Raw genomic sequence first — 16,188 nt, forward strand, 5'->3', positions numbered from 1 at the left:
AAAGTTTGAGACGCTGTTTATAAAAAAAGTGAGAGCCGGTCCAAAGGGAAGCGCCCCTGCTCATAAGAGGAGAAGAGCCGCTCCAAAAGTACAGAGCCCGGCTCCTGAGAGAGTGTGAGCTGCACATAAAGCAAAACAGGAAATCTCATCCATTGATGAAGCTTGAAAACCTAATAAAACGGCTATTATAAGAGTAACAAGTTAAATTGACCGTATTGTTATGTAATAAAAATTTTAGAGATGAAAAAAATTTTTACAAACATTCGTTCGTTAAATGTTCGAAATTTTAATATTGCTATGCTAAAATATATGTACAAATTGGAAGGAAAGGACGGGGACATGAGTGCAAACATTTGATTTACAAGCGCCATATCAGCCTAACGGGGATCAGCCACAGGCCATTGCGGAATTAGTGGAGGGTGTGAAAGCAGGCAAACGTCATCAAACATTGCTTGGTGCTACTGGAACAGGTAAGACGTTTACCATTTCGAATGTCATCCAGCAAGTCAAAAAACCAACACTAATCATGGCACACAATAAAACACTAGCTGGCCAGTTGTATAGTGAATTCAAAGAATTCTTCCCGAATAACGCCGTTGAATATTTTGTCAGCTACTATGATTACTACCAACCAGAAGCTTATGTACCGCAGACAGATACCTATATAGAAAAAGACTCTAGCATTAACGATGAAATTGATAAGCTGCGTCACTCTGCTACCTCTGCATTGTTTGAGCGTGAGGATGTCATTATTATTGCATCTGTGTCCTGCATTTATGGTTTAGGTTCTCCCGAAGAATATCGAGAAATGGTTGTTTCCATTCGTACAGGTATGGAAATTGAACGTAATCAGCTATTACGCAAGCTTGTGGACGTTCAGTATGAGCGAAATGATGTTAGTTTTACTCGCGGAACATTTCGGGTACGTGGAGATGTTGTGGAAATCTTCCCAGCCTCTCGTGATGAGCATTGTATTCGTGTGGAATTTTTTGGGGATGAAATCGATCGCATTCGTGAGGTAGATGCACTAACGGGAGAGATTTTATCGGATCGAGAGCATGTTGCTATTTTCCCAGCATCCCACTTCGTTACACGAGAAGAGAAATTGCGTAAAGCGATTGAAAATATTGAAAAAGAATTAGAGGAACGACTTGCATTATTACGTGCAGAAGATAAATTACTAGAGGCACAACGTTTAGAACAACGTACACGTTATGACTTAGAGATGATGCGTGAAATGGGCTTTTGCTCTGGGATTGAAAACTATTCACGTCATTTAACATTGCGTGAAGCAGGTGCTACTCCATATACGTTACTAGACTACTTCCCAGAAGATTTTTTACTTGTGGTTGATGAAAGTCACGTAACACTTCCACAGGTACGTGGGATGTACAATGGTGACCAAGCGCGTAAAGGTGTGCTCGTAGAACACGGCTTCCGCTTGCCATCTGCTCTAGATAACCGTCCATTACGTTTTGAAGAGTATGAAAATCGTATACATCAAGCAATTTATGTATCAGCCACACCAGGTCCTTATGAGTTGGAGCATACACCAGAAATGGTAGAGCAAATTATCCGACCAACTGGATTATTAGATCCATTAATCGATGTACGTCCTATTGAAGGGCAAATCGATAATTTAATCGATGAAATACAAGATCGAATTGCGCGTGATGAGCGAGTTTTAGTGACAACGCTAACGAAGAAAATGTCCGAGGATTTATCGGCCTACTTGAAGGAAATGGGCTTAAAAGTAGAATACCTACATTCAGAAATTAAGACACTAGAGCGTATTGAAATTATCCGTGAGCTACGCAAAGGAACGTATGATGTGCTAATTGGTATTAATTTATTGCGTGAAGGTCTTGATATTCCTGAGGTGTCCCTTGTGGCGATTCTAGATGCTGATAAAGAAGGATTTTTACGTTCAGAGCGTTCTTTGATTCAAACTATTGGTCGTGCTGCTCGTAATGCGAATGGTCATGTCATTATGTATGCAGACCATGTAACAGACTCGATGAAAAAGGCGATTGATGAAACGAAACGTCGTCGTGCGTTACAAATGGCTTATAACGAGGAGCATGGTATAACACCTCAAACGATCATTAAGAAAATCCCAGATGTGATTCGTGCAACACAAGTAGCAGAAGAAGAGGAATCCTATGTAACAAAGGCAACAAAAGGCAAAAAGCTGACAAAGGCGGAAAGAGAACAGCTTGTTGCTTCTCTAGAAGTCGAAATGAAGGAAGCAGCAAAAGCGCTTGATTTTGAACGTGCGGCTGAGTTACGAGATACAATATTTGAATTGAAGGTAGAAGGGTGAATGACTTGTGAAAAATACTGAAATCGTCGTGCAAGGTGCACGTGCTCATAATTTAAAAAATATTAATGTCACAATTCCGCGTGACCAATTAGTCGTTTTAACAGGATTATCGGGCTCTGGAAAGTCTTCTCTAGCATTTGACACAATTTATGCGGAGGGCCAGCGTCGTTACGTTGAGTCCCTTTCCGCGTATGCCCGTCAATTTCTTGGACAAATGGATAAGCCAGATGTCGATGCGATAGAAGGTTTATCCCCTGCTATTTCCATTGACCAAAAAACGACAAGTCGTAACCCACGATCTACTGTTGGTACGGTAACGGAAATTTATGATTATCTACGTTTACTTTATGCCCGCATTGGTAAACCAATCTGTCCAAATCATGGTATAGAAATCACTTCCCAAACGATTGAGCAAATGGTGGATCGTTTATTAACCTATCCTGAGAGAACTAAGATGCAGCTCCTTGCTCCAATGGTTTCTGGACGTAAGGGTACCCATGTTAAACTGCTAGAAGATTTAAAAAAGCAGGGGTTTGTTCGTGTACGAATTGATGGGGAATTGCGTGATTTAGATGATGCTATCGAACTTGATAAAAATAAAAAGCATTCCATCGAAGTAGTAGTGGACCGTGTTGTTATGAAGGAAGGGATTGCTGCTCGTCTGAGTGATTCTTTAGAAACGGCTTTACGACTGGCAGATGGACGTGTGCTTGTCGATGTGATGGAACATGAAGAGTTACTATTTAGTGAGCATCATGCCTGCCCATTATGTGGTTTTTCTATTGGTGAGTTAGAGCCTCGTATGTTTTCATTTAATAGTCCGTTTGGTGCTTGTCCAAGCTGTGATGGCTTAGGTTCAACACAAGAGGTAGATTTAGATTTAGTGGTGCCTGATTGGGATCGTTCCTTGTTAGAGCATGCCATCGCACCATGGGAACCAACAAGTTCGCAGTACTACCCACAATTACTAAAAGCTGTATGTGATCATTACGATATTCCAATGGACGTGCCTGTGAAGGATTTGCCAAAGGAAAAGATGGATAAAGTTTTATATGGCTCTGGAAAAGACAAGATACACTTCCATTATGAAAATGAGTTTGGCAATGTGCGAGATCAAATGATTGAATTTGAAGGGGTGGTGCGCAATGTTGAGCGTCGTTTTAAAGAGACGACATCCGATTATGTTCGTGAGCAGATGGAAAAATACATGGCACAGCAGGCTTGCCCTTCATGTAAAGGGTATCGTTTAAAGCCTGAGACGCTAGCAGTGAAAGTAGCTGATAAACATATCGGTGAGGTCACACAATATTCAATTCAGGAAGCAGACACTTTCTTTAAAGAGCTTGATCTCACTGAAAAGGATATGCAAATTGCTCGATTAGTTTTAAGAGAAATCGAAGAACGATTGGGCTTCCTTGTGAATGTTGGTTTAGACTATTTAACATTGAGTCGTGCAGCAGGTACATTATCTGGTGGAGAGGCACAACGTATTCGCCTTGCTACACAAATTGGTTCACGATTAACGGGAGTCCTCTATATTTTAGATGAGCCTTCGATTGGTTTGCATCAGCGAGATAATGATCGACTGATTAGCACATTACAAAATATGCGTGACATTGGAAATACGCTGATTGTGGTAGAGCATGATGAAGATACGATGCTTGCTGCAGATTATCTCATCGATGTAGGACCTGGAGCAGGCGTCCATGGCGGTCAAATTGTGGCAGCAGGTACACCACAGGAAGTTATGAATAATGAAAAATCCTTAACTGGACAATATTTAAGTGGTAGAAAGTTTATTCCTTTACCAATTGAAAGACGCCAACCAAATGGCCGAAAGCTCTCCATTAAAGGTGCCAAGGAAAATAATTTACGCAATGTTAAAGTAGATGTTCCATTAGGCTTATTTGTAGCAGTGACAGGTGTGTCTGGTTCAGGGAAATCTACACTGATAAATGAAATTTTATATAAATCTTTGGCACAGAAGCTGAATCGTTCAAAGGTTAAGCCTGGCGAGCATAAAGAAGTGACAGGTATCGATGAGCTTGAAAAAGTAATCGATATTGATCAATCGCCAATTGGGCGTACACCTCGTTCAAACCCAGCAACTTATACAGGTGTTTTTGATGATATTCGCGATGTTTTCGCAGCAACAAATGAAGCAAAGGTACGAGGCTATAAAAAAGGACGCTTTAGCTTTAATGTCAAGGGCGGTCGCTGTGAAGCATGTCGTGGTGACGGCATTATTAAAATTGAAATGCATTTCCTTCCAGATGTTTATGTACCATGTGAAGTATGTCACGGCAAACGGTATAACCGTGAAACACTTGAAGTGAAGTATAAAGATAAGAGTATTGCAGATATTCTCGATATGACAATTGAAAATGCAGTAGTGTTCTTTGAAAATATTCCAAAAATCCAGCGTAAGCTACAAACGATTGTTGATGTGGGGTTGGGCTATATGAAATTAGGGCAACCAGCCACAACCTTATCGGGTGGTGAGGCGCAGCGTGTAAAACTAGCCTCTGAATTACATCGACGCTCAACAGGGAAATCCTTCTATATTTTAGATGAACCAACGACAGGATTACATGCCGATGATATTGCTCGTTTACTTGTCGTTTTACAGCGTCTTGTTGAAAACGGTGATTCGGTATTAGTTATTGAGCATAACTTGGATGTGATTAAAACAGCTGATTATATCATTGACTTAGGTCCAGAAGGCGGAGACAAAGGTGGTACGATTGTTGCAACTGGTACACCTGAAGAGGTAGTAGAAGTAGCAGGCTCCTATACAGGCAAATACTTAAAACCAATTCTGGAACGTGATCGTATGAGAATGGATGCATTGCTAGCAGAAGCTACTAAGTCTTAAGGGTTTTACATTCGAACGGAAATGATTAATCTGGATTGAAAGGTGATCTTAAATTGGGGAAAGTCGCTCAATCCAGATTGAAAATGATTCGAAATGTGAAGAACCCACTAAAACAGAGGTCAAAAGTGATCCAACTAATCTAAAAAACGAGCAATAAAATCTTCATAGGTAAAAGCCTGACGATGTTGAAATGAAAAGACCCAATTTATTCAATTTTGCAGTGAAACTTTTCACATGATGAATCGTATAAATAGTATAACGAACTGAGGGAGGCTATTTATTTATGCAAAATGAACGTCAACGAATTTTAGAACTTGTAGAAAAAGGAACAATTTCGGCACAAGAGGCGATTACATTATTAGAAGCATTAGAGCAACCTGGCAAGTCTACTCAACATGTTATGAATGATGTGTCGAAAGAGACGCAATCCTTTTCGAGTGAAAAAGAGCCATTATTTGAAGAAAAATCAAAAGATGGTGACAAGAAAAAAGATGATTTTATGAAATACTTCCAAGATGAAATGCAAGATTTTCGTAAGGATTTAACGCAAATCGGTTCTCTTTTTATGGATATGATGAATACGGCTGTTAAAAAGGTAAAGGAATTTGATGTAGCTTCTCCATTTGGAGATAAAATTGAATTTACCCATACAGAAGAAGTGGCTGCTGCCAATGTAGACAATATTATCGTTGAATTACCTAATGGTAACTTCTCATTGGAATCCAGTGAAGGAGAAACTATTCAGGTGATTTGCAAGGTAAAGGCACCTTTGATGAACGAAAGTGAAGAAGAAACTCGTAATCACTTCTTAGAGCAATTTGTTGTGAAAGAGGAAGAGCAATCACTTCGTATTTTGAGCCAATTAAAGCTTGTTCAAGTCAATGTGAAGGTGCTAGTACCAAAGGATAAACTTGAAAAATTATCTGTTCGTCTAATGAATGGTAGTGTTTCATTACAGGATACAGAATTTGAAGAATTAAAAGTGAAAACGTTAAACGGTGCCATTAAAGGTACGAAGTTTAATTTTGGAAAAGCTGAAGTGGATTCTTCTAATGGTTCCATTGAATTAACGAATGTTCGAGGTAAGGATTTAGAGGCTGAAACATTGAATGGGCGTGTTTATTTGGATGGCGCATTGGATGAAGTTGAAGCTAAGTCTGTCAATGGACATGTAGTCGTAACAACATGCTCGACAAATTCTTCTAAAATTAAAGCTCAAACAGTTGCTGGAGCAGTGGAATTGTATGTCCCACGAACAATTTCATTGAGCGGTAAAGTCGTTACGAATTTCGGTAAAGTGGATGTGGGTATCCAGGATGTTTCTAAAATGGAGTCACAAGATCAATTCTTATCCAAAGTAGTCCGTTTCGACAAAGAAGTTGAAAATGCGAATCGCCTATTTATCGAAGGTGAATCGAAAACTGGTGCTGTTTTAGTACGCTACACAACAACAGATGAACAACAAATTTAACAGTAGGAGCATTCAAGGTAAAGCTTGAATGCTTTTTCTTTTCAAACAGGATTCGACCTAGCACATAGAGGCGAATCTTGTTTTTATTTTTGTCATATTTTTAAGGATAATGGCAAGGAAAGAATGAAATAGAAGGAACTGCCACGGATTGAAATGAAACTGTAATAAAAAAACAGAAATAGAGTGCTATAATAGTAAAAGAAATACCTCTTACATAGATGAGAGTTTTAGGTGGTTTAATCATGATAGAAATGAAAAATGTGACAAAGAAATACCCAAACGGTGTTGTTGCGACAAATGGTATTTCCGTTAATATAAAACAAGGCGAATTTGTGTATGTAGTTGGCCCAAGTGGGGCAGGGAAATCCACATTTATTAAATTGATGTACCGTGAAGAAAAAGCAACATCAGGGCAAATAATTGTAAATGGTATTGATTTAGCAACTTTAAAGAATAAGAAGGTTCCTTTTTTGCGCCGTCAACTTGGTGTAGTTTTCCAAGATTTCAAATTGCTACCTCGTTTAAATGTCTATGAGAATGTAGCGTTTGCGCTTGAAGTAATAGAGGAAAAGCCAGATGAAATCCGACGTCGGGTTATGGAAGTGCTAGAACTAGTTGGATTGAAGCATAAAGCAAGAATGTTTCCAAATGAACTTTCAGGCGGAGAGCAGCAACGTGTATCGATTGCTCGTTCAATCGTCAATGTTCCAAAAGTGGTGATTGCAGATGAACCTACAGGGAACCTTGACCCTGAAACATCATGGGAAATTATGAATTTATTTGAGGAAATTAATGCACGTGGGACAACGATTGTAATGGCGACCCACAACCGTGAAATTGTAAATACGATTCGTCGTCGTGTTATTGCCATTGAAGGCGGCTTAATTGTCCGTGATGAACACGGAGGTGAATACGGCTATGAAATTTAGTACAGTAAAGCGCCACTTCCGGGAAAGTATCAAATCACTTGGTCGAAATAGCTGGATGACCATTGCCTCTGTCAGTGCCGTTACCGTTACGCTTATTCTAGTAGGTGTTTTTGCGCTTATTATGATGAATTTAAATAAAGTAGCAACGGATTTAGAAAACGATGTCGAAATTAAAGTGCTAATTGATGAGACAGCAGATGAAGCTGCGGAAAAAGCACTCATCGAAAAAGTCAAAAAATTGCCTGGTGTCTCCGAGATGACATATTCCACTAAGGAAGATGAGTTAACCAAGCTAGTAAAAGACTTCGGTGATGATTTTAAACTATTTGAACAAAGTAACCCTTTACGTAACGTTATTTATGTAAAAGCCGCTGATCCACAGCAAACAGCCAAAGTTGCGAAAACCATTGATAAATATGAGTATACATATGATGTAATGTATGGCGAAGGAAAAGTTGAAAAACTATTTAACTTCTTAAATATTAGTCGTAATGTAGGAATCGTACTTATTTTAGGGTTATTATTTACGGCAATTTTCTTAATTTCGAATACAATTCGTATAACGATTATAGCTCGTCGTGATGAAATAGAAATTATGAAACTTGTAGGGGCTACAAATTCATTCGTGCGTATCCCATTCTTATTAGAAGGTATGTGGCTCGGAATTTTAGGTTCAATTATTCCGATTGCGGTTGTCACAACCCTTTACCACAATATATATAAAATTATTGCACCACGTTTACAAGGAGAGCTTGTTCAATTACTAGATTTTTCGCCACTTGTGTATCAAGTAAGCGGTCTTCTGTTACTCATTGGTGTACTGATCGGTATTTGGGGAAGTTTCATGTCAGTACGTAAGTTTTTAAAAATTTAGTCACAACAGATATTTGTGAAAAAGAAAAGAATAGTCGAAGGGGAGTTCAATCGGTGAAAAGTAAGGCGAAAAACACATTAAAAACACTTGCAGCAGCATCTGCTCTAATTCTTTTTATCCAAACTCCATCAGCATATGCAACAAGTTTATCGGATTTAAAAGAAGAAAAGAAACAAGTTGAAACAAAGAAGAATCAGTTAAATTCATCTATCAGCAATAAATCAAATGCAATTACAGCTAATCAAGAAAAGCAACAACAAATCTTAGATCAAATTCAAGCATTGAACGCTGAAATCGACAAAACTAATAGTAATATTAAAAAAGTACAAGCAGATATTCGGGTAACAAATGAGGAAATTAAAAAGTTAGAAGCTTCTATTGAAGAGCTTTTGCATAAAATTGAAGAGCGTGATTTATTGTTACAAGAACGTGCACGTGCCATTCAAGCTGGGGGCTCTGTAAGTTATTTAGATGTATTGCTAGGCTCTAATAGTTTTGTAGACTTTATTGATCGTTTCTCTGCAGTTAATGCATTATTGGAAGCGGATCGTCAAATTATTCAAGATCAAAATGATGATAAACAAAAATTAGAAGAGCAAAAGCAAAGTGTAGAAGAGAAACGTAAAAACCTTGAAGATAAAAAAGCTGAGCTTGAACGATTAAAAGCATCCTTAGACAGTCAAAAAACTGAGAAAAATAAACTAGTCGACCAATTAGAGAAAGAGCAAGAAAAGCTGAAATCCGAAAAGGTATTACTTGAGAAAGAATACTCGGAGGCTTTGGAAGTAAGTCAGGAATTGCAAGATCAAATTATTGCTGAACAAAATCGTTTGGCTGAAATTGCGCGTCAGCAAGAGGCGAAACGTAAAGCAGCCGCTGCGGCCGCAGCAGCAGCTGCTGCTAACAATGGTGGCGGATCATCTGGTGGTACAGTTCATGCGCCTCAATCAAACGGAACATGGATTAAACCAACGAATGGTCGCTTAACATCACCATATGGTTGGCGAAATCTTGGAGCAGGACCTGAATTCCATTATGGTGTCGATCTTGCAAATGCAACAGGAACACCAATATGGGCAGCAGCAGATGGCGTAGTTTCTTACGCAGCACCACTTAGTTCGTATGGTAATGTTGTCATTGTGACGCACTCAATCGATGGACAAATTTATACAACCGTTTATGCACATTTAAGTGCATTTAATGTTAGTGTAGGACAAGAAGTAACACAAGGTCAGCAAATAGCAGCGATGGGTAGTACAGGTCGCTCTACTGGCCCACACTTACACTTTGAAGTGCATATTGGTCCTTGGAAAGGACAAGCAGTCGGCAGTGTAAATCCACTGAAATATATTCCATTGTAAACATAAAAGCTATACACTAGTGTTTTCTAGTGTATAGCTTTTAATATTTCATCGAATGTTTCACCATTCATCAGTTTATAGGTTTGCCCATCTACAGCCAATAAGCCATTATTGAAGAACAATATTTTTAATGTATGGTCATAGTAAGTAATGTCCAATTAATAGACAACATCAGCTTGTTTGTTATTTAATAAGGTTCTTTTTACTTCCCAAGTACTTAAGGCTAAACGCATATCCTCTAATCGAGGATCGTCACGATTGATAATGGCAAAGCTTTTATTGGTACCATTGTCAACTTCCTAAACGGTTATCTTATTTATTATTTCTAGAAGATCTTTATTAGGTAAAAAATCTTGTAGTAAATTCTTTGTTCGATACTCTGGGTACAGCATCAGAACACTAATACTAAGACAAATAGCAACAATCCATAGTATAAGTCGCTTTGAAAGTATAACTCCTCCCCTTTTCTCATTTTGCGAAATATTCCACTGAAAGTTTCATCGCTATTATAAGATTCTAAATAATGTTATGATGAATATATACGTAGTGGGGTATTTTTAATGTTGTTATTTCTGAAGATTTTCTTAAAACAGTGTGAAATAGTCTTTTTTTAAAAAGGTTCTATGCTATGCTTTCGGAGGAGGATTCGTTGACTTGATAAATACAGAGTGGTACTCGATACGGACGTTAACTTTACCAGCTACTGCAGTCGCTTTACTTATTACTTTTTTTATTGTGTGGCTTATCTTGCGCTTACAATTTTCTAAAAAGTGGTCTGAGCTATATAGTGATGCCATTTTCACCTTTATTATTGTTTGGAAGTTAAGTTTGCTTGTGACAGATTTCAAAACGGTAGTAAACAATCCAATTACATTGCTTTATTTTAATGGCGGAACAATGGGTGTTCTTCTCGGTGTCATCGTAGCATCCTTGCAAATATGGAGAAAGCGACAGAGTCTACAGCTTGAGGAAAAAGAGATGATAGCTGGTAGCTGGGCTATTATTCTAACGCAATCCATTTATCAAATGCTTGCTGTGCTACTTAATGACAACAACATATCGAGTGAAGTTATAACATTAGCTGTGCTAAGTGTAGTCACGCTCGTCATATTATGGAGATTAGTAGCGGGGAAACAAGCTCTCATACTCTATACAATTAGCTATTTGATAGTGGCTATCTTACAGCCGCTTGGTATAGGGCAAACAGCTGTGGGTGTTAGTGTAATACTACTTTGTTTGGGCTTAACTATTCGGCATGAACGAATCTATGTGGGAGGTAAGGAATGAAAAAAAATATTGGGCTGCTGATCGTTGTGCTATTAGTGGTTGCGATGATTGGTACATATGTAAAACAACAAATTGACGAAGAACGTGCTATTGATAAATCGGCCCTAGGTAAGGATATGGAGGAGCTAGAAACCGGCTTAAGCAAAGGCGATATACCGCCTGATTTCACCTTAACAAGCTTAGACGGGGAAGATATCACGTTAAGCGATCTTCGTGGAAAAAAAGTCGTTTTAAATTTCTGGGCGACATGGTGCCCACCTTGTAAGGCGGAAATGCCGCATATGCAAAGCTTCTATGATGAGTACGCAGAAGAGAAAAACGTTGAAATTATAGCGGTCAATTTAACAGAAGCCGAACGTGATGTGACCGCTGATGCCAAAGTGGACACAGTGATGACATTTAGAGATAGCTTTGAGCTAACGTTCCCTATTTTATTGGACCCTGACAATGAAGCTGGCTTGAATTATCAAGTCATTACGATTCCAACCACCTATTTTATTGATTCCAAGGGCCTTATTCAACGCGCCATCAGAGGACCGATGGACGTGGATATGTTAAATGATTATGTAGATGCACTAGATTGATTCATAAAAAATCTGCTCGTTTTCTATAGTGGAAACGAGCAGATTTTTTTATTTTTCATGAAGCCAGGATGAATACTCGCGGAACCAAGGTACATTCCCTAGAATCAACAACCAACATGCATGTGTAAAGTGAAATATTCTCTCTTAACAAATTTGAAAGGTAATTTTGTATGTTTGAAAAAATAGAGTCATACAGTAAAAGAGACGGAGGAGGGAAGATTTGCGCAAATTAACAGCCGGTGTCGGAGTCCTACTTAGTAGTTTGGTGGTAGGCAGTGGTATTTACTTTGATTGGTTTAATATTGGCGATAAAAAGGAGCCTGTTACGGAGGTTGATACTATTGGTGAGGCTATGACAATCATTGAAGAAAAATCAGTATACAGTACAAAAAAGGATGCATTGGTGGAGGGGGCTCTTCGTGGGATGGCTGATGCCATTAAAGATCCTTATAGTACGTATTACTCCAAGGAAGAGGCTGAGCAACATCGGCAAATGCTAGCTGAGGAACGAGTAGGCATCGGTATTGAACTAACAGAAAATAAAGGGAAGTTTATCGTCGTGTCACCTGTTCGCTCATCACCAGCAGAGAAAGCAGGCATGCGTTCACTCGATGAAATTGTACAAGTTGATGGGGTACGGATAGATGGGAAAACGATGAGTGAATTAATGCATTTAATTCAAGGAGAAAAGGGAACGAAAGTAACCATTGTTGTCTATCGTCCAAGTGAAGATAAGCATATTAAAATGACGATGGAGCGTGCAGCAATTTCCAATAAAACGGTAACTAGTGAGGTAGTGAAGGTAGAAGATACAGCCATTGGCTATGTAGTGATCTCATTATTCGGTGAAAAAACCGCCAATGAATGGGTGGCAGAAACGAGTAAATTACTTCGTAAAGATGTGGAAGGAATTGTGATCGATGTACGGGATAATCCAGGTGGTTATTTACATAGCGTCGCAACGCTACTGAGCACAGTATTGGACAATGGCAAAGTATTTGCATATATGCAAAATGCGGAAGGTGCTATGGAACCATTAAAAACGCAAACAAAAGGCTTTGATGAAAAATATATAGAAACAATGAATAAAATTCCAATTGTTGTTTTGCAAAATCAAGGTAGTGCATCTGCAAGTGAAGTATTGAGCGGTGCTTTAAAAGGCTGGGGACGCGCTTCACTTGTTGGGGTTAAGAGCTTTGGAAAAGGGACTGTACAAGAATCTTGGGAGCTTTCCAATGGCGGGGAGCTTAAATTATCAACCAACAAATGGCTAACACCAAAACGGGAATGGATTCATGGGCAGGGCATTGAAGCCAGTTTAATGATCGAGCAAAATGAATTGTTTGCTTTTCAACTTCATCCACTAACAGGTAAGTTTAAAGTGGGTGATATGAGTGAAGAGATTTCCTATTCACAAAATGCCTTGCAGAAACTAGGCTATCAAATCGATCGTTTAGATGGCTATATGGATGAAACGACCGCAGAAGCAGTTAATCTTTATCGTAAACAGAAAAAATTAAAGCTAGCAGAAGATGAATTTTATATGGATACGACTTTCTTTAATAGTTTAAACGAAACGTTAAAGGATTTTAAAGCCGATCGTCAAAATGACCAACAATTCCAAATGGCCACTAGTTTTTTACTGCATACGATTGACCAATAAAACTTGCTGACAGAACAAAAATACCATAATACAAAGCTTTCTATGAGTTTGTACTACGCAAGCGTGTAGTCCTTTGATACAATAAATTCATAGTATTCAAGAAAGAAATGGCGGGTGTTCGTATGGTTAGTGAGATATTAATAGAAATTGTAACAGCGATTGGCCGCTTTTTACTCAACCCATTACTGTATATAGTCATAATATTTGCTATTATTTTAGGTTATCGTCGAGTAAAACAGGAGCGTAAATATTTTAATAGACGTATTATTTGGGGCTGGACGGAGCTAATCGGACAATGGAAAGATGGGTGGCTCTATGCACTAATTATTTCTGTCATTAGTATTGGAGCAGGTCTAACTGTCCCAAAGGAATTTTTAATCATTTTAACGGCAGTTTCTATAGTAGCACTTATCTTATTTGTCATGAATGCAATGTCACCTATTTTGACAATGGGGATTGCCACACTTGCCATATGGGGTATGTCCTATTACAATTGGTCATTTTCCTGGTGGAAAATTTCAGTAGAGGATGTCCATTTAGAGAGTGGTGCAATTGTGACAATTACCATTCTTGCGGGCCTTTGTGTCATTGCAGAAGGGCTATTAATTCGACGTATGGCGATGAAGGTTACAACACCTTGTATTGAGAAAACGAAGCGGGGTATGCAGGCAATTGTCTATCGGTCAAAAAATGTATGGGTATTACCTATTTTCTTTGTTATTCCTGGCGATTCGATTTCGGCTATATTCCCATATTGGCCACAGTTTACGATAGGTCATAGTAGCTTTGCACTTGTGTTATTTCCACTTGTCATTGGCTTTACTAAACTGACAAGAAAGGAATTACCAGCTTACATGTATCCAAAAATTGGCCGACCTGTTTTTTTACTAGGACAGCTTATTTTAATAGGAGGATTGGCTGCATATTTTGAGCCATTGATTGGATACATTACACTTGCAGTTGGTGTAATTATCCGTATTATAATTACTATCTACTATGCACAACAGGAAAAAACAGATCATTATGCAGTTGCTCCGAGTACAAAGGGTGCTATTATTGCAGCCGTGCTTCCTGATTCACCTGCTGAGAAAATGGGCTTACTTGCAGGGGAATGTATCCGCAAAGTAAATGGTGTGTCAATTTTTACAGAAAATGAGTTATACGAAGCACTGCAATTAAATGCAGCTCATTGTCGTCTCGAGGTTTTAGACCGAAACAATGAATTACGTTTAACGCAACATGTGATTTATAGCAATGATCATTACCGCATTGGATTATTATTAGCTGAGCCGAGGGAAGTATAATGGACGTTTTTGGGAAAATGATGTTAGCATTATTCATACCAGCTTTATTGGTATTACTATTCACTAGAATTACCTATAATCGCTATGTTGCATTATTATTAGCCATTGCACTTATTGCTGCCTCAGTATATGCAGGCTATACATCCCCACCTATTATTTTCGTCATTGATGCATTTTCATTAACAGTAGGCTTTTGGCTAGCAAGTAAAATGAATAAATAACGAAAGGTCAGTCCAGGCAATAAACTGTACCCTATAAGATAGACACTTGAAAAAGGTCATCTTATAGGGCATTTTTGTTTAATTGAAAAGAAAAGATTCGGAGCCACTACTATGACTAAGAACTTTTTAACACCCCACTAACAAAATGAATAAAAAAAGAATCCGTATGTAAAAGCTGTAAGCACAATAAAGCGATTACGTATACGGATAAGTTGACCTTTTTACATGAAAAATCGCACTGCTGCCATAATGATTACTCCTGCAACTACTGTAATCGATAAGCTTTTTGTGACAAGGGCAATAATAAGAGTAGGAACAAATGTAATAAAGACTGGCCAATCAAGTGTCACTACTTTGCCGCTTTCAGTATCTATTAAATTTTCAATGACTAGAGCACTTAATATACAAACAGGAATAAAACTAAGCCATTTTAGCACAACATCAGGTAGTGTTACACTACGCACAAAAATAAATGGAATGACACGTGGTAGCCATGTTACAAGTGCGCAGCCGATAATAAGCCAGACCATATAAGAAGTTGTTGTCATTTATCTGTCACCACCCCAATTGTTGCGACAATCACGGTTGCCAGGAGCACAGCTACATGTGAAGGGACTACAAAAGAAAGACCGTACATAATAACCGCCATATAGCCAATTAACTTGATATAATGCATGATTTTACTTTTGCCAACACTGCTCAATTGCAAAACTAAAAGTGCAATAAACATGGCAACCAAGGCAAAATCTAAACCCCATTTTTCAGGATTTGCTACCCACTGTCCTAAAAAGGCACCCGTAACACAGGAAAGAATCCAAAAGATATAGGCTGTTATATTTAACCCATCCATCCATTTACCGTATAATTTACCTGTTTGCATTTGCTTTGTTACTGCTACACCAAAGGTTTCATCCGTTAATAATGTACCAAAGCCAACATTTCTAAGCATGGAGTAGCGCGTAAAATGAGGTGCTAATGTTAAACTCATTAATAAATGGCGTAGATTCACTACGAAAATGGTTACAATGATAGCAGAGGCAGGGCTACTTGTTAAAAGAAGTGCACAAAAAATAAATTGTGCAGAGCCTGCGTAAATCAGTATCGTTAATAGCGCGATTTCAAGGACAGATAACCCTGAAGCGGAACCTACAACCCCAAATGCCAGTCCTATACTAATATAACCGAGTAATGTAGGCACGCAATCTTTCACGCCTTGTAAAAAACTGTCATGGGAAGAGCTTGTTGTGTCATCATGTTGAAGCTCTGTTGTACTTGTCATAAATAGGTCATCCTTTC

The 16,188-nt window shown here is 38.5% G+C and carries 14 protein-coding genes; 11 read left to right on the forward strand and 3 right to left on the reverse strand.

Annotation, left to right across the window (positions count from 1 at the left end):
• Nucleotides 1-343 precede the first annotated feature (343 nt).
• The 6 genes from uvrB to NP781_RS00715 all read left to right on the forward strand — a co-directional run bounded on the left by uvrB (nt 344) and on the right by NP781_RS00715 (nt 9,833).
• On the forward strand, nt 344-2,323 hold the full coding sequence (uvrB, locus tag NP781_RS00690; RefSeq protein WP_221679470.1) for an excinuclease ABC subunit UvrB: 1,980 nt from the start codon (nt 344-346) through the stop codon (nt 2,321-2,323).
• A gap of 7 nt (nt 2,324-2,330) precedes the next feature.
• Nucleotides 2,331-5,198: an excinuclease ABC subunit UvrA gene (uvrA, locus tag NP781_RS00695; protein ID WP_112117403.1), complete on the forward strand. Its 2,868-nt coding sequence runs from the start codon at nt 2,331-2,333 to the stop codon at nt 5,196-5,198.
• 283 nt (nt 5,199-5,481) lie between these two features.
• Complete coding sequence (locus tag NP781_RS00700) at nt 5,482-6,669, forward strand: DUF4097 family beta strand repeat-containing protein (protein WP_112117404.1); 1,188 nt, start codon at nt 5,482-5,484, stop codon at nt 6,667-6,669.
• Nucleotides 6,670-6,911: 242 nt separating this feature from the next.
• Complete coding sequence (gene ftsE / locus NP781_RS00705; RefSeq protein ID WP_016991524.1) at nt 6,912-7,598, forward strand: cell division ATP-binding protein FtsE; 687 nt, start codon at nt 6,912-6,914, stop codon at nt 7,596-7,598.
• A complete protein-coding gene (ftsX, locus tag NP781_RS00710) occupies nt 7,588-8,472 on the forward strand; it encodes a permease-like cell division protein FtsX (RefSeq protein ID WP_004227513.1) in 885 nt (294 codons plus the stop codon). The genes ftsE and ftsX overlap by 11 nt, the downstream gene beginning before the upstream one ends.
• A 53-nt stretch (nt 8,473-8,525) precedes the next feature.
• A complete protein-coding gene (locus tag NP781_RS00715) occupies nt 8,526-9,833 on the forward strand; it encodes a murein hydrolase activator EnvC family protein (protein WP_257521195.1) in 1,308 nt (435 codons plus the stop codon).
• A gap of 26 nt (nt 9,834-9,859) precedes the next feature.
• On the opposite strand, the gene NP781_RS00720 is transcribed toward NP781_RS00715, so the two are convergent.
• Nucleotides 9,860-9,991, reverse strand: coding sequence for a hypothetical protein (locus NP781_RS00720; protein ID WP_257521196.1), 132 nt, complete (start codon nt 9,989-9,991; stop codon nt 9,860-9,862).
• Between the two features lie 496 nt (nt 9,992-10,487).
• Here NP781_RS00720 and NP781_RS00725 point away from each other — a divergent pair, with 496 nt between their 5' ends.
• From NP781_RS00725 to NP781_RS00745, 5 genes are all read left to right on the forward strand, one after another.
• Nucleotides 10,488-11,120, forward strand: a complete 633-nt coding sequence (locus NP781_RS00725) for a hypothetical protein (RefSeq protein WP_257521197.1) — start codon at nt 10,488-10,490, stop codon at nt 11,118-11,120.
• On the forward strand, nt 11,117-11,704 hold the full coding sequence (locus NP781_RS00730; protein ID WP_009374154.1) for a redoxin domain-containing protein: 588 nt from the start codon (nt 11,117-11,119) through the stop codon (nt 11,702-11,704). Before NP781_RS00725 ends, NP781_RS00730 begins: the two co-directional genes overlap by 4 nt.
• Before the next feature lie 220 nt (nt 11,705-11,924).
• Nucleotides 11,925-13,367 (forward strand): S41 family peptidase, encoded by a 1,443-nt coding sequence (locus tag NP781_RS00735; protein WP_257521198.1) that lies wholly within the window; start codon nt 11,925-11,927, stop codon nt 13,365-13,367.
• A 122-nt stretch (nt 13,368-13,489) separates the two neighbouring features.
• Nucleotides 13,490-14,671: a PDZ domain-containing protein gene (locus tag NP781_RS00740; RefSeq protein WP_257521199.1), complete on the forward strand. Its 1,182-nt coding sequence runs from the start codon at nt 13,490-13,492 to the stop codon at nt 14,669-14,671.
• A complete protein-coding gene (locus NP781_RS00745; RefSeq protein WP_004227503.1) occupies nt 14,671-14,892 on the forward strand; it encodes a DUF2198 family protein in 222 nt (73 codons plus the stop codon). The genes NP781_RS00740 and NP781_RS00745 overlap by 1 nt, the downstream gene beginning before the upstream one ends.
• 221 nt (nt 14,893-15,113) lie before the next feature.
• Here NP781_RS00745 and NP781_RS00750 read toward each other — a convergent pair whose 3' ends face one another.
• Nucleotides 15,114-15,440, reverse strand: a complete 327-nt coding sequence (locus NP781_RS00750) for an AzlD domain-containing protein (RefSeq protein ID WP_048392045.1) — start codon at nt 15,438-15,440, stop codon at nt 15,114-15,116.
• Nucleotides 15,437-16,171: an AzlC family ABC transporter permease gene (locus NP781_RS00755; protein WP_257521200.1), complete on the reverse strand. Its 735-nt coding sequence runs from the start codon at nt 16,169-16,171 to the stop codon at nt 15,437-15,439. Before NP781_RS00755 ends, NP781_RS00750 begins: the two co-directional genes overlap by 4 nt.
• Between the last annotated feature and the right edge of the window lie 17 nt (nt 16,172-16,188).

The organism is Lysinibacillus sp. FN11 (assembly GCF_024628845.1).
GTDB classification, from domain to species: Bacteria; Bacillota; Bacilli; order Bacillales_A; family Planococcaceae; genus Lysinibacillus; species Lysinibacillus capsici.

What these genes read in the sequence shown, in the direction of transcription:
- NP781_RS00700 (WP_112117404.1), top strand. Translation starts at nt 5,482, where the DNA reads ATGCAAAATGAACGTCAACGAATTTTAGAACTTGTAGAAAAAGGAACA.
- ftsE (WP_016991524.1), top strand. Translation starts at nt 6,912, where the DNA reads ATGATAGAAATGAAAAATGTGACAAAGAAATACCCAAACGGTGTTGTT.
- ftsX (WP_004227513.1), top strand. Translation starts at nt 7,588, where the DNA reads ATGAAATTTAGTACAGTAAAGCGCCACTTCCGGGAAAGTATCAAATCA.
- NP781_RS00730 (WP_009374154.1), top strand. Translation starts at nt 11,117, where the DNA reads ATGAAAAAAAATATTGGGCTGCTGATCGTTGTGCTATTAGTGGTTGCG.
- NP781_RS00740 (WP_257521199.1), top strand. Translation starts at nt 13,490, where the DNA reads ATGGTTAGTGAGATATTAATAGAAATTGTAACAGCGATTGGCCGCTTT.
- NP781_RS00745 (WP_004227503.1), top strand. Translation starts at nt 14,671, where the DNA reads ATGGACGTTTTTGGGAAAATGATGTTAGCATTATTCATACCAGCTTTA.
- NP781_RS00750 (WP_048392045.1), bottom strand. Translation starts at nt 15,440, where the DNA reads ATGACAACAACTTCTTATATGGTCTGGCTTATTATCGGCTGCGCACTT.
- NP781_RS00755 (WP_257521200.1), bottom strand. Translation starts at nt 16,171, where the DNA reads ATGACAAGTACAACAGAGCTTCAACATGATGACACAACAAGCTCTTCC.